The 22635-nt window shown below is 70.1% G+C and carries 20 protein-coding genes; 6 read left to right on the top strand and 14 right to left on the bottom strand.

Annotated elements, in window-relative coordinates:
- Positions 1–26: 26 nt before the first annotated feature.
- Positions 27–587, bottom strand: coding sequence for a hypothetical protein (locus ABZO29_RS29175; RefSeq protein WP_367326283.1), 561 nt, complete (start codon positions 585–587; stop codon positions 27–29).
- Positions 588–742: 155 nt separating this feature from the next.
- Between ABZO29_RS29175 and ABZO29_RS29170 the strand changes: the two genes are divergently transcribed.
- Complete coding sequence (locus ABZO29_RS29170) at positions 743–1135, top strand: hypothetical protein (protein WP_367323141.1); 393 nt, start codon at positions 743–745, stop codon at positions 1133–1135.
- On the opposite strand, the gene ABZO29_RS29165 is transcribed toward ABZO29_RS29170, so the two are convergent.
- From ABZO29_RS29165 to hrcA, 5 genes are all read right to left on the bottom strand, one after another.
- Positions 1077–1469: a VOC family protein gene (locus ABZO29_RS29165; RefSeq protein WP_367323140.1), complete on the bottom strand. Its 393-nt coding sequence runs from the start codon at positions 1467–1469 to the stop codon at positions 1077–1079. The two genes, ABZO29_RS29170 and ABZO29_RS29165, sit on opposite strands and share 59 nt — an antisense overlap.
- A 16-nt stretch (positions 1470–1485) precedes the next feature.
- The gene (locus ABZO29_RS29160) at positions 1486–2226 is read right to left on the bottom strand and encodes a 16S rRNA (uracil(1498)-N(3))-methyltransferase (RefSeq protein WP_367323139.1); all 741 of its coding nucleotides are present in this window, start codon (positions 2224–2226) and stop codon (positions 1486–1488) included.
- Positions 2223–3296 carry a nitronate monooxygenase gene (locus tag ABZO29_RS29155; protein ID WP_367323138.1) on the bottom strand — a complete coding sequence of 358 codons (1074 nt, stop codon included), beginning with the start codon at positions 3294–3296 and terminating at the stop codon, positions 2223–2225. Before ABZO29_RS29155 ends, ABZO29_RS29160 begins: the two co-directional genes overlap by 4 nt.
- A gap of 151 nt (positions 3297–3447) precedes the next feature.
- On the bottom strand, positions 3448–4584 hold the full coding sequence (dnaJ, locus tag ABZO29_RS29150) for a molecular chaperone DnaJ (RefSeq protein WP_367323137.1): 1137 nt from the start codon (positions 4582–4584) through the stop codon (positions 3448–3450).
- Positions 4585–5601, bottom strand: a complete 1017-nt coding sequence (gene hrcA, locus ABZO29_RS29145; RefSeq protein WP_367323136.1) for a heat-inducible transcriptional repressor HrcA — start codon at positions 5599–5601, stop codon at positions 4585–4587.
- A gap of 161 nt (positions 5602–5762) precedes the next feature.
- On the opposite strand from hrcA, the gene ABZO29_RS29140 reads away from it, so the two are divergent.
- Both ABZO29_RS29140 and ABZO29_RS29135 read left to right on the top strand, forming a co-directional pair.
- Entirely contained in the window at positions 5763–6485 is a 723-nt protein-coding gene (locus ABZO29_RS29140) for an MBL fold metallo-hydrolase (protein ID WP_367323135.1), read from the top strand.
- Positions 6486–6519: 34 nt separating this feature from the next.
- A complete protein-coding gene (locus tag ABZO29_RS29135) occupies positions 6520–7338 on the top strand; it encodes a DUF3097 domain-containing protein (RefSeq protein WP_367323134.1) in 819 nt (272 codons plus the stop codon).
- Here the strand turns inward: ABZO29_RS29135 and ABZO29_RS29130 are convergent.
- The 3 genes from ABZO29_RS29130 to ABZO29_RS29120 form a co-directional block, all read right to left on the bottom strand.
- On the bottom strand, positions 7307–7885 hold the full coding sequence (locus tag ABZO29_RS29130) for a Uma2 family endonuclease (protein WP_367323133.1): 579 nt from the start codon (positions 7883–7885) through the stop codon (positions 7307–7309). The genes ABZO29_RS29135 and ABZO29_RS29130 overlap by 32 nt on opposite strands.
- Positions 7886–7985: 100 nt before the next feature.
- Positions 7986–9218 carry a radical SAM family heme chaperone HemW gene (gene hemW, locus ABZO29_RS29125; RefSeq protein WP_367323132.1) on the bottom strand — a complete coding sequence of 411 codons (1233 nt, stop codon included), beginning with the start codon at positions 9216–9218 and terminating at the stop codon, positions 7986–7988.
- Between the two features lie 31 nt (positions 9219–9249).
- Complete coding sequence (locus tag ABZO29_RS29120; RefSeq protein ID WP_367323131.1) at positions 9250–11238, bottom strand: SpoIIE family protein phosphatase; 1989 nt, start codon at positions 11236–11238, stop codon at positions 9250–9252.
- Positions 11239–11340: 102 nt separating this feature from the next.
- Here ABZO29_RS29120 and ABZO29_RS29115 point away from each other — a divergent pair, with 102 nt between their 5' ends.
- Both ABZO29_RS29115 and ABZO29_RS29110 read left to right on the top strand, forming a co-directional pair.
- The gene (locus ABZO29_RS29115; RefSeq protein ID WP_367323130.1) at positions 11341–15510 is read left to right on the top strand and encodes a HAMP domain-containing protein; all 4170 of its coding nucleotides are present in this window, start codon (positions 11341–11343) and stop codon (positions 15508–15510) included.
- A 12-nt stretch (positions 15511–15522) separates the two neighbouring features.
- Positions 15523–16092 (top strand): two-component system response regulator, encoded by a 570-nt coding sequence (locus tag ABZO29_RS29110; protein ID WP_367323129.1) that lies wholly within the window; start codon positions 15523–15525, stop codon positions 16090–16092.
- Positions 16093–16115: 23 nt separating this feature from the next.
- Here ABZO29_RS29110 and ABZO29_RS29105 read toward each other — a convergent pair whose 3' ends face one another.
- Positions 16116–17990 carry a long-chain fatty acid--CoA ligase gene (locus tag ABZO29_RS29105; RefSeq protein ID WP_367323128.1) on the bottom strand — a complete coding sequence of 625 codons (1875 nt, stop codon included), beginning with the start codon at positions 17988–17990 and terminating at the stop codon, positions 16116–16118.
- A 264-nt stretch (positions 17991–18254) separates the two neighbouring features.
- Entirely contained in the window at positions 18255–20123 is a 1869-nt protein-coding gene (gene lepA / locus ABZO29_RS29100) for a translation elongation factor 4 (RefSeq protein WP_367323127.1), read from the bottom strand.
- Between the two features lie 221 nt (positions 20124–20344).
- Here lepA and rpsT point away from each other — a divergent pair, with 221 nt between their 5' ends.
- Positions 20345–20611, top strand: coding sequence for a 30S ribosomal protein S20 (gene rpsT, locus ABZO29_RS29095; RefSeq protein ID WP_367323126.1), 267 nt, complete (start codon positions 20345–20347; stop codon positions 20609–20611).
- A 200-nt stretch (positions 20612–20811) separates the two neighbouring features.
- Here the strand turns inward: rpsT and ABZO29_RS29090 are convergent, their stop codons facing one another.
- The 3 genes from ABZO29_RS29090 to ABZO29_RS29080 form a co-directional block, all read right to left on the bottom strand.
- Positions 20812–21207: a nuclear transport factor 2 family protein gene (locus ABZO29_RS29090; protein WP_367323125.1), complete on the bottom strand. Its 396-nt coding sequence runs from the start codon at positions 21205–21207 to the stop codon at positions 20812–20814.
- Positions 21208–21307: 100 nt separating this feature from the next.
- Positions 21308–22297: a DNA polymerase III subunit delta gene (gene holA / locus ABZO29_RS29085; protein WP_367323124.1), complete on the bottom strand. Its 990-nt coding sequence runs from the start codon at positions 22295–22297 to the stop codon at positions 21308–21310.
- Positions 22298–22369: 72 nt separating this feature from the next.
- Positions 22370–22615, bottom strand: a complete 246-nt coding sequence (locus tag ABZO29_RS29080) for a hypothetical protein (protein ID WP_367323123.1) — start codon at positions 22613–22615, stop codon at positions 22370–22372.
- Positions 22616–22635: the final 20 nt, after the last annotated feature.

Genomic DNA, 22635 nt, shown 5'->3' with positions numbered 1-22635 from the left:
TTGGATCACTTAGCGAGGTCGCTTGCTCACTTGCCCTCCACGGGCCGGCACTGCGGGTCGCCCTGGCACCAGATGGTCTTGGTGACGGTCACGGTGACGGTCGGCCCGGGCCGGCCGCCCCCGTTGCCGGGCGGATTGACCGGCGAGGGGGTCGCGTTGCAGTCGCCGAGCCCGTTGACGTGGAACAACACCTTGCCGTCCACCTTGGCGGTGAGGTCCCCGCGTACGCACGCGCCGTCGACCGCACGGGTGACCTTGCCGGTGACGGTGATGTCCTTGCCGTCGTCGGTCTGGCCCTGGCAGTCGACGGTGGCGACGGTTTCCTCGGTGGCGGAGGGCGAGGACTTGCCGGGCGTGTAGACCTTGCCGTTGCCGTAGTTGGCGGTGCAGCTGAGCCAGCGCACGTCGACGTGCTGCCGCTCGAGTTCCTTCGTCGCGGTCTGGTCGGTGGTGTACGCCACCGCCGCGGAACTGAGCCCACCGGGCTCGCACGCCACGGCTCCGCCCACGGCCACGATCGCGAGCCCGGCCACAGCGGCCACACGGGCCGCACGCGGCCGACGCCAAATCCGCCTCAACGCCCCCATGGAGGACAGCCTGCCACTGACCCGGTCGGCACGGTAGGGCGCATACGGCCACTCGCCGCCCTCTCGGGTCACGATCGATTGTCACCCAACTACCCGCGCGCAGAGGACCCTTGACGATCAGCGTACCGACGGTGCCCGGCGCCTGGCCTGAACGGATGCGATACGAACGCCGGCTCAGAAGACTCGTGGTCGACGAGCGGACCGTCTTTGTGTGGAACGTCCGTCACCGGCACGGCGGCGGCGAGCCCTGCAGCGAGGTGCGCAGCCTGCACCGGGACGGTGCCGTCACCCGGATCGTCTTCCGGGAGGGCGAGGGGCGCGGGATCGCCGACGGGTACCTGCCCTCGGGCTGCGTGTGCACCAACGACGGCGTGCTCAACCTGCACGAGCCCGGTGTCGTACGCGCATTCGTCGACGAGGCGCGGCGGCGCGGGCTCCTGGCGGGGTCCGCCGAGGTGGACGGCTGGGAGCTGTTCGCATCCGTCGTCGTCAGGTGCGCAGCAGCAGCCACTCCTGGAGTTCCACCAGATTGCCCTCCGGGTCCTTGAGGTGGGCGACGCGCATGCGGTCCGTCATGGGGGCCGGGCCGTGGATCAGGGCCGCGCCCCGGCCGGCGATCTCCTCGCAGTACGTGTCCAGGTGGTCGACGCGCAGGACCACCAGGGAGCGGTGACCGGTCGCCGAGTCGCCCAGCTCACCGAGGACCTCGGCCATCATCGAACGGTCCTGCAGGGCGATGCCCGCGGCGCCGGTGGCGGGACTGAACTTCTCGTACGGCCCGCTCGTCGCCCCCGACTGGGGCTTGAGGCCGAGGACTTCGGCGTAGAAGTGGTAGCAGGCGGCGAAGTCGGTGACGAGCAGCCGTACCTGAGCAAGTTCCACGGTTCTCTCCCTGACGTCAGGACCAGCGGCCGGAGCGGCCGAGCAGCAGGGCGGCCGCCGCCGTACCGGCGGTCGACGTGCGCAGCACGGTGGGCCCGAGTCGGTACGCCTGCGCGCCGGCCTCCTCGAAGAGCGCCAACTCCTCGGGGGCCACGCCCCCTTCGGGCCCGACGACCAGCACGATCTCTCCGGAGGACGGCAGTTCGACCGTGGCCAGCGGTTCGTCCCCGCTCTCGTGCAGTACGGCGGCGAAGTCGGCCTCGGCGAGGAGCGCCGCGACCTGCTTGGTGCTCGCCGCGTCGGCGACCTCGGGGAAGCGGACCCGCCGGGACTGCTTGCCGGCCTCGCGGGCCGTCGACCGCCACTTGGCGAGCGCCTTCAGTCCGCGTTCGCCCTTCCACTGGGTGATGCAGCGGGCGGCGGCCCACGGCACGATGGCGTCGACGCCGGTCTCGGTCATGGTCTCGACGGCGAGTTCACCACGGTCGCCCTTGGGCAGGGCCTGCACGACGGTGATCCGCGGGGACTCCGGGGGCTCCTCGGACACCGAGGTCATATGGACGATCAGCCGGTCCTTGCCCTCGGTGCCGACGACGTCGCAGTCCGACCAGCGGCCCTTGCCGTCGGTGAGGACGACCGTCTCGCCGGGCCGCAGCCGCTTCACGGAGACGGCGTGCCGCCCTTCGGGCCCGTCGAGGACGTACTGCCCACCACCGCCGGCACGGAAGTGCTCGACGACGAAGACGGGCGCGGTCATCGGGTCTCGCCCCGCGACAACGACGCCCTGGCCGCGTCGAGTTCGGCGATCAGCACCTCGACCAGCTGCCCGGCGGGCAGGTCCCTGGCCATCCGGTGGCCCTGCCCCGCCCACAGCGCCATGCCCTGCGCGTCGCCCGCCTTGGCCGCCGCCTTGCGCAGTGGCGAGGTCATGTGGTGGACCTGCGGGTAGGCGGCGGGCGCGTACGGGCCGTGCTCGCGCAGGAAGCGGTTGACCAGTCCGCGGGCGGGGCGCCCGGAGAAGGCGCGGGTCAGCTCGGTACGGACGAACAGCGGGTCGGTCAGCGCCTGCTTGTGCACGGCGTGGGCGCCCGACTCGGGGGTGGCCAGGAACGCGGTGCCGAGCTGTCCCGCGCTCGCGCCCGCGGCGAGGACGGCGGCGATCTGGCTGCCACGCATCAGCCCGCCGGTGGCGACGATCGGCAGGCCGACGGCCTCGCGGACCTGGCCCACGAGGGAGAGCAGGCCGATACCGGAGCCGTCGTTCTCCTGGATGTCGCGATGGGTGCCCTGGTGGCCGCCGGCCTCGATGCCCTGCACGATCACCGCGTCGGCGCCGGCCCGCTCCACGGCGAGGGCCTCCTCCGGCGTGGTCGCGGTGACGAGGGTGAGGGTGCCGGCGCGACGGAGGGCGTCGAGCGCCTCCCGGCTCGGCACACCGAAGTGGAAGGACACCACCGGAACGGGGTTGTCCAGCAGCACCGCGAGCTTGGCGTCGTAGCCGTCGTCGCGCCCGCTGTCCGGGTCGCCGAGCTCCGTGGCGTACCAGGTGGCCTCGCCGGCCAGCTGGTGGGCGTACACCTCGACGGCGGCGGGCTCGGCGTACTCGGGCTGCGGCAGGAACAGGTTCACGCCGAAGGGACGGCCGGTCAGTCCTCGCAGCTGCTTGATCTCCTGGTACATGCCGTCGGCCGTCTTGTACCCGGCCGCGAGGAACCCGAGCCCGCCCGCCTCGGACACGGCGGCAGCGAGCTGCGGGACGGAGACACCGCCCGCCATGGGGGCCTGCACGATCGGATGTGGGAAGAGATCGGTCAGTGCGGAGGACATGACGGCATGTTGTCACGTCCCCCGAACAAGTCCGAATCGGGCTGTCCCTTGGCACAGGCCGACACGATCAGCCCGTCCGGTGACCTCTCAGCCAACCGAGTCGGGCGGTGGGCGGCCATAGGGCGAAACAGCCACCCCCAGCCACCCCCGCTCAGCGACCGTTGAACGCGTCCTTCAACCGGGAGAACAGCCCCTGCTGCCCAGGCTGGAACTGCCCCTGAGGCCGCTCCTCGCCGCGCAGCTTGGCCAGCTCGCGCAGCAGCCGCTCCTGCTCGGGATCGAGCTTGGTCGGGGTCTGGACCTCGACGTGGACCACAAGGTCACCGCGCCCGCCGCCCCGCAGATGCGTGACGCCCCGCCCGTGCAGCGGAATCGACTGGCCGGACTGCGTGCCGGGCCGGATGTCGACCTCCTCCAGACCGTCGAGCGTCTCCAGCGGCACCTTCGTACCGAGGGACGCCGCCGTCATCGGGATGGTCACCGTGCAGTGCAGATCGTCCCCGCGCCGCTGGAAGGTCGGGTGCGGCAGCTCGTGGATCTCGACATACAGGTCACCGGCGGGCCCGCCACCGGGCCCGACCTCGCCCTCACCGGCCAGCTGGATCCGCGTGCCGTTGTCGACACCGGCCGGGATCTTCACGGTGAGCGTCCGCCGGGAGCGGACACGGCCGTCGCCGGCGCACTCCGGGCACGGCGTCGGAACGACGGTTCCGAAGCCCTGGCACTGCGGGCACGGACGCGAGGTCATGACCTGGCCCAGGAAGGACCGGGTCACCTGGGAGACCTCACCACGGCCGCGGCACATGTCACAGGTCTGCGCGGAGGTACCCGGCGCCGCTCCCTCACCGTTGCAGGTGGAGCAGACGATCGCCGTGTCGACCTGGATGTCCTTGGTCGTGCCGAAGGCCGCCTCGTTGAGCTCGATCTCCAGCCGGATCATCGCGTCCTGGCCGCGCCGCGTACGCGACCTCGGGCCGCGCTGGGACGCCGTACCGAAGAACGCGTCCATGATGTCGGAGAAGTTCCCGAAGCCGCCCGCCCCGAAGCCGCCCGCGCCACCGCCGCCGGCCTGCGAGAGCGGATCGCCGCCGAGGTCGTAGACCTGCTTCTTCTGCGGGTCCGACAACACCTCGTAGGCGGCGTTGATCTCCTTGAACCGCTCCTGGGTCTTCGGATCGGGGTTGACGTCCGGGTGCAGCTCGCGTGCGAGCCGCCGGAAGGCCTTCTTGATCTCTTCCTGCGACGCGTCGCGGCGCACGCCGAGAACGGCGTAGTAGTCCGTGGCCACCTACGACTCCGCCAGGATCTGTCCGACGTACCGTGCCACTGCGCGTACCGCTCCCATCGTTCCCGGGTAATCCATGCGGGTCGGTCCGACCACGCCGAGCTTGGCGACTGCCTCGCCGCCCGAACCGTAGCCGACCGAGACCACGGAGGTGGAGTTGAGTCCCTCGTGGGCGTTCTCGTGACCGATGCGGACGGTCATGCCCGAATCCTTCGCCTCGCCGAGCAGTTTGAGGAGCACGACCTGCTCCTCCAGCGCCTCGAGCACCGGCCGGATGGTGAGGGGAAAGTCATGTCCGAAGCGGGTGAGATTGGCGGTGCCGCCGATCATCAGCCGCTCCTCGTTCTCCTCGACGAGCGTCTCCAGGAGGGTGGAGAGCACCGTCGAGACCGTACCGCGGTCGTCCGCGTCGAACGCCTCGGGCAGATCCTCCACGAGCCGCGGCACATCGGCGAACCGGCGTCCGGCGACCCGGCTGTTGAGCCGCGCCCGCAGATCCGCCAGGGACGTCTCGCCGAAGGGCACGGGGCAGTCGACCATCCGCTGCTCGACCCGCCCGGTGTCCGTGATCAGCACGAGCATCACGCGCGCGGGGGCGAGCGAGAGCAGCTCCACGTGCCGCACCGTCGACCGCGTGAGCGACGGGTACTGCACGACGGCGACCTGCCGTGTCAGCTGCGCGAGCAGCCGGACCGTACGCGCCACCACGTCGTCGAGGTCGACGGCCCCCTCGAGGAAGTTCTGGATGGCGCGCCGCTCGGGCGCGCTCATCGGCTTGACGCCGGCCAGCTTGTCGACGAAGAGCCGGTAGCCCTTGTCGGTCGGGATCCGTCCGGCGCTGGTGTGCGGCTGCGCGATGAAGCCCTCGTCCTCCAGGGCCGCCATGTCGTTGCGGACCGTCGCCGGGGACACGCCGAGGTTGTGCCGCTCGGTGAGCGCCTTCGACCCCACCGGCTCCTCGGTGCCCACATAGTCCTGGACGATGGCGCGGAGCACCTGAAGCCTGCGTTCACTCAGCATCGCGCACACCTCCAGAACTCGTCCCCTTGGTGCCTTTCCTGGCACTCTGCGCGCGCGAGTGCCAGCGTTCCCCGGCCCAGTGTACGGCCGTGAGGTACACCGCGGGCAAGGCCGGTCCTGCGAGGTCGTGCCGACCAGGGGGCCACCGCTAGCGTCGCCGTATGACGGTGACTTGGGAAGAGCTCGGGTGGGAACGGCTGGCCGCCGGGGTCGGGCGGTGCCGGCTTCCGGTGTGGGACTGCACGGCCGGGCTGGTCGCCGGCCGGGGCGCGCTGCTGTTGATCGACGCGGGGTCGAGCCTGGCGGAGGGCACGCGGCTGCGGGCGCAGGCGGAGGCGCTCGCCGGTCACCGTGTGACCCATCTCGCTCTCACGCACCCGCACTTCGATCATGTCTTCGGCGCGGCGGCGTTCGCCGGGACAGAGGTCTTCGGCGCGGTGGGCATCGACACCGTGTTCGCGTACGAACGTGAGGAGCTGCGCGCGGACGCGGTGCGCAACGGGCTGGACACCGACGCGGCCGACGAGGCGGTGGAGGTGCTCGTCCCGCCCCGCCACCTCGTCTCCGGGGAGTGGACGCTCGACCTGGGCGCCGGCCGCCAGGTCCTGCTGGCGAACGTGGGCCCCGGCCACACGGCCCACGACCTCGCGGTCCTGGTCCCGGGCGAGCCGGAGGTGGTCTTCTGCGGCGACCTGGTCGAGGAGTCCGGCGAGCCCCAGGCGGGCCCCGACGCCGTACCGTCCCACTGGCCCGCCGCCCTCGACCGCCTGCTGGACCTGGGCGGCGAGGACGCGCTGTACGTGCCCGGTCACGGAGCGGCGGTGGACGCGGCGTTCGTACGGGCGCAGCGGGACGCGCTGGCGGCCCGTTTCGGCGTGTCGTGAGGACTCCCCGGCCGCTTCTCCTATCGTCATCCGAATGCGCCAGTACTCGCCGGACCTGACCCCGCCGTGGAAGAAGCCCAAGCCCGTGCCGGAGGTCCCGGCGGAGCCGGGCCTGGTGGTGGAGGAGCCCGGGACGGGCTTCTGCGGCGCGGTGATCCGCTGCGAGGCGGGCACGGTCACCTTGGAGGACCGCTTCGGCAAGCACCGGGTGTTCCCGATGGAACCGCGGGGCTTCCTCCTGGAAGGCCGGGTGGTGACACTGGTGAAGCCCTCCACCGGCCCGATACGCCCCACGCGCACGGCATCCGGCTCAGTGGCCGTCCCTGGCGCACGCGCACGCGTGGCCCGCGCCGGCCGCATCTACGTCGAGGGCCGGCACGACGCCGAACTGGTCGAGAAGGTCTGGGGCGACGACCTGCGCATCGAGGGCGTGGTCGTGGAGTACCTGGAGGGCGTGGACGACCTGCCGTCCATCGTGGCCGATTTCTCCCCCGGCCCGGACGCCCGCCTCGGCGTCCTCGTGGACCACCTGGTCCCCGGCACGAAGGAGTGGCGCATCGCGAAGTCGGTGACGAGCGAGTACGCGCTGGTCGTCGGCCACCCGTACATCGACATCTGGGAGGCGGTGAAGCCGTCGTCCCTGGGCATCGAGGCGTGGCCGCGGATCCCGCACGGCCAGGACTGGAAGACGGGGGTGTGCCGGGCGCTCGGATGGCCGGACAACACGGGCGCGGCGTGGCAGGGGATCCTGTCGCGGGTGCGCTCTTACAAGGACCTGGAGCCGGAGTTGCTGGGGAGGGTGGAGGAGCTGATCGACTTTGTTACGGCAGGTGGTGACGTCGGACGCCGGTGAGGGTTCCGAACTCGCTGGTGTCCAGTTCGAGGCCGAGCGGTTCCAGGGGAAGCAGGTCACCGAATTTCGTAATTCGCTGCGCTCGATAGTCAGCTACCTCACCGTCGCCGACAGGTTCGGTGAGCAAGACGCAATGCGCGACAATCGGGTCGATGATCAAGTAAGCAGGGATCTTGCCCGCCGCGTAGATGGAACGCTTGACCCCGTAGTCCCGGTCGACGCTTGTCTTGGAAACCACTTCGACCACCAACGTGATCAACTGGGACGGCAGCAGGCGCCCCGAGTCGGGGGCAACACCTCGTTCCAGCACCAACAGGTCCGGCACGGGCTCACTGGCCTCGTCGACGATGTCCACATCCGTCGTCTGAAGCCGTTCCCACTTCTTGCGTGGGATCTGGTCGTTCACGTCCGCCACGATCCGGTTGTGCACCAGATCGGGAGTGGCCATCATCACGATTTCCCCCCGGAGAAGCTCGACCTTGACGCCCCCCGGAGGCTCGAACTCCTCGAAGAACCTGGTCATCCCACGCTCGTCCACAGCGGTCATCTCCGTGGCCCTCCACATCCGCCGCGTCCTTTTGGCGGCAGCCTACGAACCAGGTTAGGGACCGAACCGCCGTTCCGCACCGATTCACTCGCCGGAGTGATCAGTCCACCAGATCCCTGACCACCGCATCCGCCAGCAACCGCCCCCGCAACGTCAGCACCGCACGCCCCTCCGCGTACGGACCGCCCTCCAGCAGCCCCTCCCCCAGCGCCCGCCGCGATGCCGCCAGCCCGTCCTCCCGCAGCAGCGACAGCGGCACCCCCTCCCGCAGCCGCAGCTCCAGCAGGATCCGCTCGACCCTGCGGTCCTCCTCCGACAGGACCTCACGGCCTGCCCCCGGCGACCGCCCCGCCGCAAGCGCCGCCGCGTACGCTCCCGGATGCTTCACGTTCCACCACCGCACCCCGCCCACGTGCGAGTGCGCCCCCGGCCCCGCGCCCCACCAGTCCGCGCCCCGCCAGTACAGCTCGTTGTGCAGGCAGCGCCCGGCCTCCGAAGTGGCCCAGTTCGACACCTCGTACCAGTCGAAGCCCGCCGCGGACAGGACCGACTCCGCGATCAGGTACCGGTCCGCATGCACGTCGTCGTCCGTCATCGGGACCTCGCCCCTGCGGATCCGGCGGGCCAGCTGTGTGCCCTCCTCGACGATCAGCGCGTATGCCGAGACGTGGTCCGGTCCGGCTCCGATCGCCGCCTCCAGCGACGCCCGCCAGTCGTCGTCCGACTCCCCCGGCGTGCCGTAGATCAGGTCCAGGTTGACGTGTTCGAAGCCCGCCGACCGGGCCTCCGCCACGCACGCCTCCGGGCGCCCCGGCGTGTGCGTGCGGTCCAGCACCTTCAGCACGTGCTGTCTCGCGCTCTGCATGCCGAAGGAGATCCGGTTGAAGCCGCCCTGCCGGAGCTCGGCCAGGTACCCGGGGTCCACCGACTCCGGGTTCGCCTCCGTCGTCACCTCCGCGTCCGCCGCGAGCCCGAACTCGTCCCGGATCGCCCCCAGCATCCGTACGAGATCAGCGGCGGCCAGCAGCGTGGGCGTACCGCCGCCCACGAAGACCGTGCGGACCTCGCGCGGGTCGTCGCCGAGCACCTTGCGGGCCAGCCGGATCTCGTCGATCAGCGTGTCCGCGTAGTTGTCGCGGGACGCGAGGACCCCGCCCGTGCCGCGCAGCTCCGTCGCCGTGTAGGTGTTGAAGTCGCAGTACCCGCAGCGGGTCGCGCAGTACGGGACGTGCAGGTAGAAGCCGAGGGGACGCTCGCCGGCCCCGGCGAGCGCGCGGGCGGGCAGCGCGCCGTCGTCGGGGACGGGCTCGCCGTCGGGGAGTGCGGAAGGCATGTCCTCCATTGTCCAGCAACCGCGAGAAGTCCTACTCCGCCTGCAGCACCAGCAGCGCCAGATCGTCCTCCGGCGGCTGCCCGCCGAACTCGTGCACCAGCCGCCTGATCCGCTCCGCGATCAGGTCCGCGTCCAGCCCCACGCACCCGGCGAACGCCGTCGCGAGCCCGTCCCCGTCGTCGAACTGGCGCGAGCCGGAACGCCGCTCCGTCACCCCGTCCGTCACGCACAGCAGGCTGTCCCCGGCCCGCAGCTCGAACGTTTCGCTCGTGTACGTCGCGTCCTCGACGACCCCGAGGAGCGTCTGCGGCTGCGCGGCCGTGCGGACACTCCCGTCCGGTCCGAGAATCAGCGGCAGAGGATGCCCGGCCGACGCGAGGGTGCAGCGGACACCTCCGGCGAAGGGGACCAGCTCGCCGTACAACAGGGAGAGGAAACGCGTCTGGGGGCCGTCTCCCGGCGCGGCGGGTCCGACCAGCGCCCTCGCCGCCGCGTCCGCGGCCTCCGTGGCGTCGTCGAGGAGGAGCTGGTTGAGGCGGTCGAGGACGTCGGCCACTCCGTAGCCCTCGCGGGCCAGCAGCCGCAGCCACGGCCGGGCGAGTCCGATGACGACGGCGGCCTCGGGGCCCTTGCCCTGCACATCGCCGACGGCGAAGCACCAGCGGCCGTCGTCGGCCGGGAACAGGTCGTAGAAGTCACCGCTCGGGCCGCCCTTGTCGCACGGTTCGTAGACCAGGGCGCTGCGCACCCCGGGGATCTCGGCGACCGCGCCGGGCAGCAGCCCGCGCTGCAGGACGGCGCTGATGGTGGCCTGCCGGGCGTACTGGCGGGCCGCGCCGATGGCGAGCGCCACCCGGCGGCTGAGGTCCTCGACGAGCCCGGTGACCTCGTCGGGGAAGCGCAGCAGGCCGGCCCGGCCGATGACGAGCGTGCCCAGCGGGCGGCCGCCCGCGACGAGGCGGTAGGCGAGAGCCGCGCCGTCCGGTCCGGGCACGCCCCGTTCCGCGTGCGCCCCCGGCTCCGCCGGCGTGCTCAGCGCCTCCGGCCAGGGGTAGGGAACCGGACCTGACCGTGTCGTGTCGGCGGGGCGCGGCGGGTCCTTCTCCAGGGCCCGGCGCAGTTCCTCGATGCGGTTCTCGCTGCCGTGCCAGACCCGGGCCAGCCGCGGTCCGGATCCGCCCGTCCCGTCGACGGCCCAGCCGCGGCCGGTGACCTCGTCCTCCAGCCACACCGCGCACCAGTCCGCCAGGCGCGGCACGATCAGCTGGCCGGTGAGCGCGGCGACCAGGTCCTCGTCGAGCTGCCCGGCGAGCAGGTCGGAGGCCTCGGCGAGGAAGGACAGGGCACCGCGGTTGAGCCAGTCCCGGTCGCGCTCGGGGCGGTGGGGGTGCCCCCGCTCGAGCGCGGCCGAGAACGGGGGAGGCTCCGGGGCGAGGGCCTCCGCGAGGTGCAGGCCTCCCCCGAGGGCGCCCTCGGCGTCGTACACCTCGCTCGTCTCGTACCCGTGGGCGGGCAGCCGCGCCCACACCGTCTTGGCGCCGCGGCGGTAGGTGACGCCCCAGGCCTGCGAGAGCGCGGCGACGAGGCGCAGGCCGCGTCCGTACTCCTGTGCCTCGTGCGACGGTTCGCCGTCGCCGTCGCGAGGGGCGCGCGAGGCGTGGTGGTCGGAGACCTCGACGACCAGGGCGCACGCCTCCTGCGCCGGTTCGAGCCGGCACACCAGCTCGACATCGGTGCCGGCGTGGACGACGGCGTTGGTGACGAGTTCACTGACGACCAGCGTGGCCTCGTCGGTCAGGCGGTCGGAGAGGTGCTCGCTGCCCGGCAGCCCGAGGCCGACCCACTCCCGGACGGCCGAGCGCACGAGCGCGCGGGCGGATCCGGGTGCGAGGGAGCTCCCCGAGAGGGTCGCGCACGCCTGCGGACACGGGTGCCCGGCGGGCGCGTGCCCCTCCGAGGCATGCGCAGGCACATCAGAGGCACGGGAAAGAGTCTCCCGTTGCGTCGGAATGGCCCCCATGGACAGCTCCCCGAGCAGTTCGGACGAATACGCCTCGGTCGATGCCGACAGAGTGACAGACTGACCCCGCCCATAAGCGCCGAGTTACCGAAGTGGGCCGTCATGAGTGAGAACAGTGCTACGCAAGTGCTCGAAGACGAACAGAAAGAGGGTCAGATTCGAGCATCGGATCTGCGTCCGCTTCTCGCCGCGATGACCGCCGCGCGCGACGGCGACTTCACGAAGGTGCCGGAGACGGGCCACGGGATCGTGGCCGAACTCACCGCGACGTTCAACCAGATCCTCGACCGCAGCACCCACTTCAACGCGGAGACGCAGCGCGTCAAACGGGAACTGGTGCGGCACGGCCGGCTCGACGAACGGCTCTCGGCCAGCCCCGGGCAGGGGGCCTGGACCTCCCGGGTCAACGACGTGAACCAGCTGCTCGACGCCCTGGTGGCCCCGGCGGCGAACGCCACCCGGGTCCTGGACGCGGTGGCCGGCGGCGACCTGACCCAGCGGGTGGACCTGCACGACGGCAGCCGGCAGTTACGCGGTGATCTACGGCGGCTCGGGCGGGCCGTGAACAAGATGGTCGACCAGCTCTCGCTGTTCACCGGCGAGGTGACCCGGGTCGCCCGCGAGGTCGGCACCGAGGGGCGGCTCGGCGGGCGCGCCAAGGTGCAGGGGCTCTCGGGCAGTTGGCGGGACGTGACCGAGGCGGTCAACACGATGGCGTCCCGGCTGACCGCGCAGGTGCGCGACATCGCCCTGGTGACCACGGCCGTGGCCCGCGGTGACCTGACCCGCACGGTCACGGTCGAGGCGACCGGCGAACTGCTCGAACTGAAGCTGACCGTGAACACGATGGTCGACCAGCTCTCCGCCTTCGCCGACGAGGTCACACGAGTGGCCCGCGAGGTCGGCACCGAGGGCCAGTTGGGCGGCCGCGCCCAGGTGCGGGGCGTCAGCGGGGTCTGGAAGGACCTCACCGACAACGTCAACTTCATGGCCTCGAACCTGACCTCGCAGGTCCGCAACATCGCCCAGGTCACCACCGCCGTCGCCAACGGCGATCTGAGCCAGAAGATCACGGTCGACGCACAGGGCGAGATCCTCGAGCTGAAGTCGACCATCAACACGATGGTCGACCAGCTCTCCGCCTTCGCCGACGAGGTCACACGCGTGGCCCGCGAGGTCGGCACCGAGGGCAACCTCGGCGGACGCGCGCAGGTGCGGGGGGTCTCCGGCGTCTGGAAGGACCTCACCGACAACGTCAACTTCATGGCGGACAACCTCACTTCGCAGGTCCGCAACATCGCCCTGGTGTCCACCGCCGTGGCGCAGGGCGACCTCGGCAAGAAGATCACGGTCGAGGCGAAGGGCGAGATCCTCGAGCTGAAGTCGACGATCAACACGATGGTGGACCAGCTCTCCGCCTTCGCGGACGAGGTCACACGCGTGGCCCGCGAGGTCGGCACCGAGGGCAACCTCGGCGGTCAGGCCCAGGTGCGGGGGGTCTCCGGCGTCTGGAAGGACCTCACCGACAACGTCAACTTCATGGCGCTGAACCTCACTTCGCAGGTCCGCAACATCGCCCAGGTCACCACCGCCGTCGCCAACGGCGACCTCTCCAAGAAGATCACGGTCGACGCCCGCGGCGAGATCCTCGAGCTGAAGGACACCGTCAACACGATGGTGGAGCAGCTGCGCGCCTTCGCCGACGAGGTGACCCGCGTGGCCCGCGAGGTCGGCACCGACGGCCGGCTGGGCGGTCGCGCCCAGGTGCTGGGCGTCTCGGGCGTCTGGCGGGACCTGACCGACAACGTCAACTACATGGCGGACAACCTCACTTCACAGGTCCGCAACATCGCCCAGGTGGCGACGGCGGTGGCGCAGGGCGATCTGTCGAAGAAGATCGACGTGGACGCCCGCGGTGAGATCCTGGAGCTGAAGACCACCATCAACACGATGGTCGACACGCTGTCCTCCTTCTCCTCCGAGGTCACACGCGTGGCCCGCGAGGTGGGTTCCGAGGGCCAACTGGGCGGCCAGGCAAGGGTCGAGGGTGTGTACGGCACCTGGAAGCGCCTGACGACGAACGTGAACGAGCTCGCGCTGAACCTCACCACCCAGGTCCGCGCGATCGCCGAGGTGGCGTCGGCGGTGGCCCAGGGCGACATGTCCCGTTCGATCACCGTGGAGACGCAGGGCGAGGTCGCCGAGCTGAAGGACAACATCAACCTGATGGTGGCCAACCTCCGCGAGACCACCCGCGCGAAGGACTGGCTGGAGTCGAACCTGGCCCGTCTGGCCGCCCTCATGCAGGGCCACCGGGACCTGATGGAGGTCGCCGACCTGATCCTGCGCGAGCTGACCCCGCTGGTGAACGCGCAGTACGGCGCGTTCTACCTGGCCGACCCGGAGGAGGACGGCGCCTCCCTGCGCACCACCGTCCCGACGAAGGGCCTGGCCTTCATCGCCGGATACGGAGCGGCGCAGGGCGCGACCGTCGAGACCGGCGGTCTGCCGGTGCACGGTCTGGTGGCGCAGGCGGCCCGTGAGAAGAAGCGCATCCTGGTGGAAGAGGCCCCGCCGGACTACATCAAGATCAACAGCGGGTTGGGCGAGGCCGCCCCGACCACCATCGTCATCATCCCGATCCTCTTCGAGGACAAGCTCCTCGGCGTGGTCGAGCTGGCGTCCTTCTCCCGCTTCTCCGATGTGCACCTGGCGTTCTTCGACCAGTTCGTGAACACCATCGGCGTCGCGATCAACACCATCATCGCCAACTCCCGTACGGAGTCCCTGCTCGGCGAGTCCCAGCGTCTGGCCATGCAGCTCCAGGAACGCTCGGACGAACTCCAGAAGCAGCAGGCGGAGTTGCAGCGCTCGAACGCGGAGCTGGAGGAGAAGGCGGCCCTGCTGGCGACGTCGTCGCAGTACAAGTCGGAGTTCCTGGCGAACATGTCGCACGAACTGCGCACACCGCTGAACTCGCTCCTGATCCTGGCCCGCCTGCTGTCCGACAACCCCGACGGCCATCTCACCGACCAGGAGGTGCAGTTCGCCACCACGATCCACCGCTCGGGCTCCGACCTCCTCCAGCTGATCAACGACATCCTGGACCTGTCGAAGATCGAGGCGGGCCGGATGGACGTACGCCCGAAGAAGCTGCCGCTGATCAAGCTGCTCGACTACGTCCACGCCACGTTCCGCCCGCTCACCCTGGACCGGGGGCTCGCCTTCGAGGTGACGGTGGGCGAGGGCGTACCGCGCGAGATGTACTCGGACGAGCAACGGCTCCAGCAGATCCTGCGCAACCTGCTCTCCAACGCGATCAAGTTCACCGCGACGGGCCGGGTGGAGCTGCGGGTGAACCGGGTGGACGACCCCGAGCGGCAATATGTGCGCGACAGCGACGAGGTGGTCGCGTTCGCCGTGTCCGACACGGGCATCGGCATCGCGCGGGAGAAACTCCCGGTGATCTTCGAGGCGTTCCAGCAGGCCGACGGCACCACCAACCGCAAGTACGGCGGCACGGGCCTCGGCCTGTCCATCAGCCGGGAGATCGCGGGCCTGCTGGGCGGCCGTATCGTCGCGGAGAGCGAACCGGGCAAGGGCTCCACCTTCACCCTGTACGTCCCCGTCGTCAGCCCGGGTCACACGGCGACCGGCCCGGCCCTCGACGACCGTCCCGCGCCGCAGCCGGAGCTGATGCCGGGCGAGCCGTTCCCGGCGACGCACGACACGGACGACTCGTGGCCGGCCCCCACCAAGCTGGAGGCCTGGAAGGCGGGCCGGGCGGGGCAGGTCCTGGCCGGGCGCCGCGTACTGATCGTGGACGACGACATCCGCAACGTCTTCGCCCTCACCCACGTCCTGGGCCGCGTCGGCATGCCGGTCCTCTACGCGGAGAACGGCCGCGAGGGAATAGAGACACTGGAGCGCAACCCGGACGTCGAACTCGTCCTGATGGACATCATGATGCCGGAGATGGACGGCTACGAGACCATCGCCGCCATCCGCCGCACCCCGCGCTGGACCGGGCTGCCCATCGTCGCGCTGACCGCGAAGGCGATGCCGGGAGACCGGGAGAAGTCGATCGCACGGGGCGCCAACGACTACGTACCCAAGCCGGTGGACGTCGACCAACTGCTCACGGTCGTCTGTGCCCTCCTGGACCCTGAGAGCGCGGAGCCGGGGGCTGAAGCGCCCGGGACGCGAAGCACGCAGGAGGACGACACGGACCCGGAGGGGAGTGCCGACGTCGAGGAGGCGACAACCGAATGAGGCACCGTCACGATGAGCGCTGAGGAAACGACCGACGAGCGCGCAGGCATCCTCCTCGTGGACGACATGGAGGACAACCTGATCGCGCTGGAGGCCGTCCTGGGGTCCCTCAACCAGCCGCTGGTACGCGCACGTTCGGGCGAGGAGGCGATGAAGGCACTGCTGCGGCAGCGGTTCGCCCTCGTCCTGCTCGACGTCCGCATGCCGGGCATGGACGGATTCGAGACGGCCGCCAACATCAAACGTCTCGACCAGACCAAGGACGTCCCGATCATCTTCCTGACGGGGGCCGAGGACGACTCGGGCTACGCCTTCCGCGGCTACGCGACGGGCGCGGCGGACTACCTGACGAAGCCTTTCGACCCGTGGGTGCTACGGGCCAAGGTGAGCGTGTTCCTGGACCTGCACCGCAAGAACAGGCAGCTGGAACGACTGCTGGCGAGGGAACAGGCGCACAGCGCACAGCTGAACACCAGGCTGGCGGCCCTGGAGGAGCAGCTGGGGGGTGACAGACTCCCGGACCTGTCAGAGTTACGGACACAGGTCCGGGAGATACGCCGGCTGGTGGCAAGGGACGCGTGAACTGACCCCGAAGGGGCGCGGCCCTACGCCTCGCGCGCCCCCTCATACATCTCTTCGATGAGGTGCTTGTACTCCTTCTCGACAACAGGTCGCTTCAGCTTCAGGCTCGGCGTGATCTCACCGTGCTCCACATCGAGATCCCTCGGCAGCAACCGGAACTTCTTGATCGTCTGCCACCGCTGAAGCCCCTCGTTGAGCTGCTTCACGTACCCCTCGACCATCGCCACCGTCGCGGGCGCGGCGACGACATCGGCGTACGACTTGCCCTCGAGCCCGTTCTCCGCCGCCCACTGCAGGATCGACACCTCGTCCAGCGCGATGAGCGCACTGCAGAAGTTCCGGTCGGCCCCGTGCACGAGGATGTTGGAGACGTACGGGCACACCGCCTTGAACTGGCCCTCGACCTCCGTGGGCGCGATGTACTTGCCGCCGGAGGTCTTGAAGAGGTCCTTCTTGCGGTCGGTGATGCGCAGGTAGCCGTCGGGCGACAGCTCGCCGATGTCGCCGGTGTGGAACCAGCCGTCCGCTTCCAGGACCTCGGCGGTCTTGTCGGGCAGACCGTGGTAGCCCTCCATGACGCCAGGGCCGCGCAGCAGGATCTCGCCGTCGTCGGCGATGCGCACCTCGCAGCCGGGCAGCGGCTTGCCGACCGTGCCGGTGCGGTAGGCCTCGCCGGGGTTGACGAAGGAGGCCGCGGAGGTCTCGGTCAGGCCGTAACCCTCGAGGATGTGGATGCCCGCGCCGGAGAAGAAGTAGCCGATCTCCGGGGCGAGGGCGACGGAACCGGACACGCAGGCGCGCAGGTTGCCGCCGAACGCCTCGCGGATCTTGGCGTAGACGAGCGCGTCGGCGACCTTGTGCTTTGCGCCGAGCCCGAAGGGGACGGAGGCCGTGCCGGTGCGCCGGAAGTTGTCCTGGGCGGTCTTCGCGTACTCACGGGCGACCTCGGCGGCCCATCGGAAGATCTTGTACTTCGCGCCGCCGCCCGCGCGGGCCTTGTTCGCGATGCCGTTGTAGACCTTCTCGAAGATGCGCGGCACGGCGGCCATGTACGTCGGCTGCACGACCGGCAGATTCTCGATGATCTTGTCGACGCGGCCGTCGACGGCGGTGACGTGACCGACCTCGATCTGGCCGGAGGTGAGCACCTTGCCGAAGACGTGGGCGAGCGGCAGCCACAGGTACTGCACGTCCTCGCTGCTGATCAGCCCGGTCGCGGCGATCGCCTTCGCCATGTACGACCAGTTGTCGTGCGGGAGGCGCACACCCTTGGGCCGGCCGGTGGTGCCGGAGGTGTAGATGAGGGTGGCGAGCTGATCGGAGGTGATCGCGCCGACCCGCTCCTTGATCAGGTCGGGGTCCTTCTCCAGGCGCGCGGCGCCGCGCTTCTCCAGCTCGTCGAGGGTGAGGATCCAGTCGGCGGTCTCGACGCCGGCCGGGTCGATGACGACGACATGCGTGAGGTCGGGCAGCTCGGCACGCTTCTCGACCGCCTTGGCGAGCTGTGCCGCGTCCTCGGCGATCAGCACCCTGCTCTCGGAGTCGGAGAGGATGAAGGCCGACTCGTCTGCGTTGGTCTGCGGGTAGACGGTGGTCGTGGCCGCCCCGCCGCACATGATGCCGAGGTCGGCGAGGATCCACTCGATCCGGGTGGATGAGGCCAGGGCGACCCGCTGCTCGGGCTGCACGCCCAGCTCGATGAGTCCGGCCGCGATCGCGAAGACCCGCTCGGCGGCCTGCGCCCAGCTCAGTGACTTCCAGTCGTCCGGACCCTGACCGGAGGCGGGAGGTACGGGGTACCGGTACGCCTCGGCGTCCGGCGTGGCCGCCACGCGCTCCAGGAAGAGGCCCGCCACGGACGGCGGACGGTTCTCGATCAGTGTCTGTGTGTCGCTCACGACATCCTCCGGGGCCCGCGAAGGCGCGGCTGGCTCAGTGCGGCTGGTTTCACTTACGCGCTGTATCACTCACACGCGGTTGTTTAACTCGCGAGTAACTATCGAGCAGGGATCAGATTAAAGGGCGACCGTCCTGTACGTAAGGGCCCGCGCCCTGTCACTTTCTACAGAGAGCGACCTTACGCACGCGTAGGGGCCCGCCGCACGTCGCGCGGCGGACCCCGATGTGCCCGCTCTGGGGTCGCAACCTGCCGTTACCGTCGGTTACTTCTTGCCCTTGGCCGAGCCCGCGCTGTCGTCACTGCTCAGTACGGCGATGAAGGCCTCCTGCGGAACCTCCACGGAACCCACCATCTTCATCCGCTTCTTGCCCTCCTTCTGCTTCTCCAGCAGCTTCCGCTTGCGGGAGATGTCGCCGCCGTAGCACTTGGCGAGGACGTCCTTGCGGATGGCGCGGATGGTCTCACGGGCGATGACCCGCGACCCGATGGCGGCCTGGACGGGCACCTCGAAGTTCTGCCGCGGGATGAGTTCCCTGAGCTTGGCAACGAGCCGTACGCCATATGCGTAGGCCTGGTCCTTGTGGGTGATCGCCGAGAAGGCGTCGACCTTGTCGCCGTGCAGCAGGATGTCGACCTTGACCAGGCTCGAGGACTGCTCCCCGGTGGGCTCGTAGTCCAGGGACGCGTACCCGCGGGTCTTGGACTTCAGCTGGTCGAAGAAGTCGAAGACGATCTCGGCGAGGGGAAGCGTGTAGCGGATCTCGACACGGTCCTCGGAGAGGTAGTCCATGCCGAGCAGGCTGCCGCGCCGGGTCTGGCACAGCTCCATGATCGCGCCGATGAACTCGGTGGGCGCGAGGATCGTGGCCCGCACCACCGGCTCGAAGACCTCGTCGATCTTCCCCTCGGGGAACTCGCTCGGGTTGGTGACGACGTGCTCGGTGCCGTCCTCCATGATCACGCAGTAGACCACGTTGGGCGCGGTGGCGATCAGGTCGAGCCCGAACTCGCGCTCCAGCCGCTCGCGGATCACGTCGAGGTGGAGCAGGCCCAGGAAGCCGACGCGGAAGCCGAAGCCGAGGGCGGCGGAGGTCTCCGGCTCATAGACCAGCGCGGCGTCGTTGAGCTGCAGCTTGTCCAGGGCCTCGCGCAGCTCGGGGTAGTCGGAGCCGTCCAGCGGATACAGGCCGGAGAAGACCATCGGCTTCGGGTCCTTGTAGCCGCCGAGGGCCTGAGTCGCGCCCTTGACCTGGCTGGTGACGGTGTCACCGACCTTGGACTGGCGGACGTCCTTCACACCGGTGATCAGATAGCCCACCTCGCCGACGCCGAGGCCGTCGGCAGGGAGCATCTCGGGCGAGTTGGTCCCGATCTCCAGCAGCTCGTGCGTGGCGCCCGTGGACATCATCCGGATGCGCTCGCGCTTGTTGAGCTGACCGTCGATGACACGGACGTACGTGACCACGCCCCGGTACGAGTCGTACACCGAGTCGAAGATCATCGCGCGGGCGGGCGCGTCCTTGACCCCGACCGGCGCCGGGATGTCCCGGACCACCTTGTCGAGCAGCGCGTCGACGCCGAGGCCGGTCTTGGCGGAGACCCGCAGCACGTCGTCGGGCTCGCAGCCGACGAGGTTGGCGAGTTCCTCGGCGAACTTCTCGGGCTGCGCGGCCGGCAGGTCGATCTTGTTGAGCACCGGGATGATCGTGAGGTCGTTCTCCATCGCCAGGTAGAGGTTGGCGAGGGTCTGGGCCTCGATGCCCTGGGCGGCGTCGACGAGGAGGACGGTCCCCTCGCAGGCGGCCAGCGACCGCGAGACCTCGTACGTGAAGTCGACGTGCCCCGGGGTGTCGATCATGTTGAGGATGTGCGTGTTGCCCGGATCGTGGGTGGGGGCCCACGGCAGACGCACCGCCTGGGACTTGATCGTGATGCCGCGCTCACGCTCGATGTCCATGCGGTCGAGGTACTGAGCACGCATCTGCCGCTGCTCGACCACACCGGTCAGCTGGAGCATCCGGTCGGCGAGCGTGGACTTGCCGTGGTCGATGTGCGCGATGATGCAGAAATTGCGGATCAGAGCCGGGTCGGTACGGCTCGGCTCGGGCACATTGTTAGGGGTCGCGGGCACGCAGGGTCCTGTCTCTTGAGGCGCCTTATGCCTCGGGTCGGATCGATACGTAGCCTCCATGGTCCCATGCGCGGGGACCAGGGACCGGTTTGGGCCGCTCTCCGCACCACTGGTAGTGTGGATGGCTGTGTCTCATGCCCTCTCAGCGCGAGGCACGTCTCAAGAAATCACCTGGTACGGGACCTTCGCGGACCCGTGCCTGAACCTGAAAAGGCTCATTCGTGGCGAACATCAAGTCCCAGATCAAGCGGATCAAGACCAACGAGAAGGCCCGGCTGCGCAACAAGGCCGTCAAGTCCTCCCTGAAGACCGCGATCCGCAAGGCCCGTGAGGCCGCTGCCGCGGGTGACGTCGAGAAGGCCACCGAGCTCCAGCGCGCCGCGTCGCGTGCGCTCGACAAGGCCGTCTCGAAGGGCGTCATCCACAAGAACCAGGCTGCCAACAAGAAGTCGGCGCTGGCTTCGAAGGTCGCGTCCCTCAAGGGCTGACCTTTCTCTTGATCTGACCGCCGGAAGGACCCAGAGCGGGCCCTCTCTCATCCGCTCCCGACCGGCATCCCACAGATCCACGCGCGGCCTGCGTTCGCCACGCGGGCGTGGATCCAGCAGCTTGAACCCGAAGGCCCCGGCCTCCCGCTCTTCCCCGGAGCGGGTGCCGGGGCCTTCGGCCTGGACAGGAGGCCCGGGGGTCACGACCAGAAGTCGTTGGCCTTGTCGATGTCCGCCACGCACTCGTCGAGGTCGGTGGCCTTCTCCCCCACGATCCGGAAGACGATGCCTCCCGTCTCGTCGATGCGCTTGCCCTGGCGCTCGGCGGTGAAGCGGTGCACGGACACGGCGTGGCCGCGGCCGTCGACGAGAATGTTGCGCAGTTCGACCTGCATCGTCCCGCCCGTCTCCTCGAAGAGCCGGCCGTACATCTCGATGACCGCGTCCTGTCCCTTGTAGTCGCCCGAGAGTGGGTGACTGCCGGGCACATGGTGCGTACAGTCCCCCGACAACACGCCGCGCAAGGTTTCCATGTCACCTCGCGAGAATGCTTCGTAGCCCTTGCGGACGAGCGCTGCGTGCGGGTGTTCAGCCATGATCATCGCCACCTCTCCGTCGCTTCGGCGAGCTGCGGCTGATACACCCGATTGTCCTCTTCGCCCCCGCCCCGTCGACTCGATCACGGACGTAGATGCGCTACGCCCGCCCCCTGGACCGCGCCGCGCGCGCGATGGTGACGACGGCCTTCTCCAGGGCGTACTCGGGGTCGTCCCCGCCGCCCTTCACCCCCGCGTCGGCCTCGGCCACGGCCCGCAGCGCGACGGCCACCCCGTCCGGCGTCCAACCGCGCATCTGCTGGCGCACCCGGTCGATCTTCCACGGCGGCATGCCCAGCTCGCGCGCGAGGTCGGCGGGGCGCCCACCACGCGCGGAGGACAGCTTGCCGATCGCCCGCACGCCCTGCGCGAGCGCGCTCGTGATCATCACGGGTGCGACGCCGGTGGCCAGCGACCACCGCAACGCCTCCAGCGCCTCCGCGGCCCGCCCTTCGACCGCCCGGTCCGCGACGGTGAAGCTCGACGCCTCGGCCCGCCCCTTGTAGTACCGCCCGACGACGGCCTCGTCGATGGTCCCCTCGACGTCGGCGACGAGCTGCGCCACGGCCGACGCCAGCTCCCTGAGATCGCTCCCGATCGCATCGACGAGCGCCTGGCACGCCTCGGGGGTGGCGGACCGCCCGAGCGTACGGAACTCACCCCGCACGAAGGCCAGCCGGTCCGCCGGCTTGGTCATCTTCGGACAGGCCACCTCCCGCGCGCCCGCCTTGCGCACGGCGTCCAGCAACCCCTTGCCCTTGGCTCCACCCGCGTGCAGCAGCACGAGGGTGATCTCCTCGGCGGGCGCCCCGAGATACGCCTTCACGTCCTTGACCGTGTCGGCCGACAGGTCCTGCGCGTTGCGTACGACCACGACCTTGCGCTCCGCGAAGAGCGAGGGGCTGGTCAGCTCGGCGAGCGTGCCCGGCTGCAACTGGTCCGGGGTCAGGTCACGTACGTCCGTGTCGGCGTCGGCGGCCCTGGCGGCGGCCACCACCTCCTGCACGGCACGGTCGAGCAGGAGGTCCTCCTGGCCCACGGCAAGCGTCACCGGGGCGAGAGGGTCGTCATTCGCAGTCTTCCTGGCCATCGCGCCAAGCATCCCACGCGCCACTGACAACGGCCCCGCCCCGCCACCCGGACGAAGCCCGCCCCGCCGTGACTACGGCTCCTCCCGCCACCCGTCCCACTCCCCCACGAACGCGTCCAGCTCCCCGGGATCCAGCCGCTCCCCCTCGTCCCGCAGGACGACGAGCCACTGCGCGTCCTCGGCGTCGTCCTCCCCGGCCAGGGCGTCCCTTACGAGCTGTGGCTCCTCCACGATCCCGAATCGCTCCCCGAGCGCCTCCACCACCTCTTCCGCGGCGTCACGGTCGGGCAGCACCAGCACATGTTTCACATCACTCACGGAGCCATTGTCGGCCCCCG

The sequence above is a fragment of the Streptomyces sp. HUAS ZL42 genome, assembly GCF_040782645.1.
In the GTDB taxonomy this organism is placed as follows: Bacteria; Actinomycetota; Actinomycetes; order Streptomycetales; family Streptomycetaceae; genus Streptomyces.
The sequence above is the reverse complement of the archived record's forward strand: the minus strand, read 5'-3'. Positions and strand labels throughout refer to the sequence as shown.

What these genes read in the sequence shown, in the direction of transcription:
- ABZO29_RS29090 (WP_367323125.1), bottom strand. Translation starts at nt 21,207, where the DNA reads ATGGCTGAACACCCGCACGCAGCGCTCGTCCGCAAGGGCTACGAAGCA.
- ABZO29_RS29175 (WP_367326283.1), bottom strand. Translation starts at nt 587, where the DNA reads ATGGGGGCGTTGAGGCGGATTTGGCGTCGGCCGCGTGCGGCCCGTGTG.
- ABZO29_RS29130 (WP_367323133.1), bottom strand. Translation starts at nt 7,885, where the DNA reads ATGACCGCTGTGGACGAGCGTGGGATGACCAGGTTCTTCGAGGAGTTC.
- ABZO29_RS29120 (WP_367323131.1), bottom strand. Translation starts at nt 11,238, where the DNA reads ATGGGGGCCATTCCGACGCAACGGGAGACTCTTTCCCGTGCCTCTGAT.
- ABZO29_RS29115 (WP_367323130.1), top strand. Translation starts at nt 11,341, where the DNA reads ATGAGTGAGAACAGTGCTACGCAAGTGCTCGAAGACGAACAGAAAGAG.
- ABZO29_RS29155 (WP_367323138.1), bottom strand. Translation starts at nt 3,296, where the DNA reads ATGTCCTCCGCACTGACCGATCTCTTCCCACATCCGATCGTGCAGGCC.
- ABZO29_RS29135 (WP_367323134.1), top strand. Translation starts at nt 6,520, where the DNA reads ATGCGCCAGTACTCGCCGGACCTGACCCCGCCGTGGAAGAAGCCCAAG.
- ABZO29_RS29170 (WP_367323141.1), top strand. Translation starts at nt 743, where the DNA reads ATGCGATACGAACGCCGGCTCAGAAGACTCGTGGTCGACGAGCGGACC.
- ABZO29_RS29160 (WP_367323139.1), bottom strand. Translation starts at nt 2,226, where the DNA reads ATGACCGCGCCCGTCTTCGTCGTCGAGCACTTCCGTGCCGGCGGTGGT.
- ABZO29_RS29110 (WP_367323129.1), top strand. Translation starts at nt 15,523, where the DNA reads ATGAGCGCTGAGGAAACGACCGACGAGCGCGCAGGCATCCTCCTCGTG.
- hrcA (WP_367323136.1), bottom strand. Translation starts at nt 5,601, where the DNA reads ATGCTGAGTGAACGCAGGCTTCAGGTGCTCCGCGCCATCGTCCAGGAC.
- holA (WP_367323124.1), bottom strand. Translation starts at nt 22,297, where the DNA reads ATGGCCAGGAAGACTGCGAATGACGACCCTCTCGCCCCGGTGACGCTT.
- hemW (WP_367323132.1), bottom strand. Translation starts at nt 9,218, where the DNA reads ATGCCTTCCGCACTCCCCGACGGCGAGCCCGTCCCCGACGACGGCGCG.
- ABZO29_RS29140 (WP_367323135.1), top strand. Translation starts at nt 5,763, where the DNA reads ATGACGGTGACTTGGGAAGAGCTCGGGTGGGAACGGCTGGCCGCCGGG.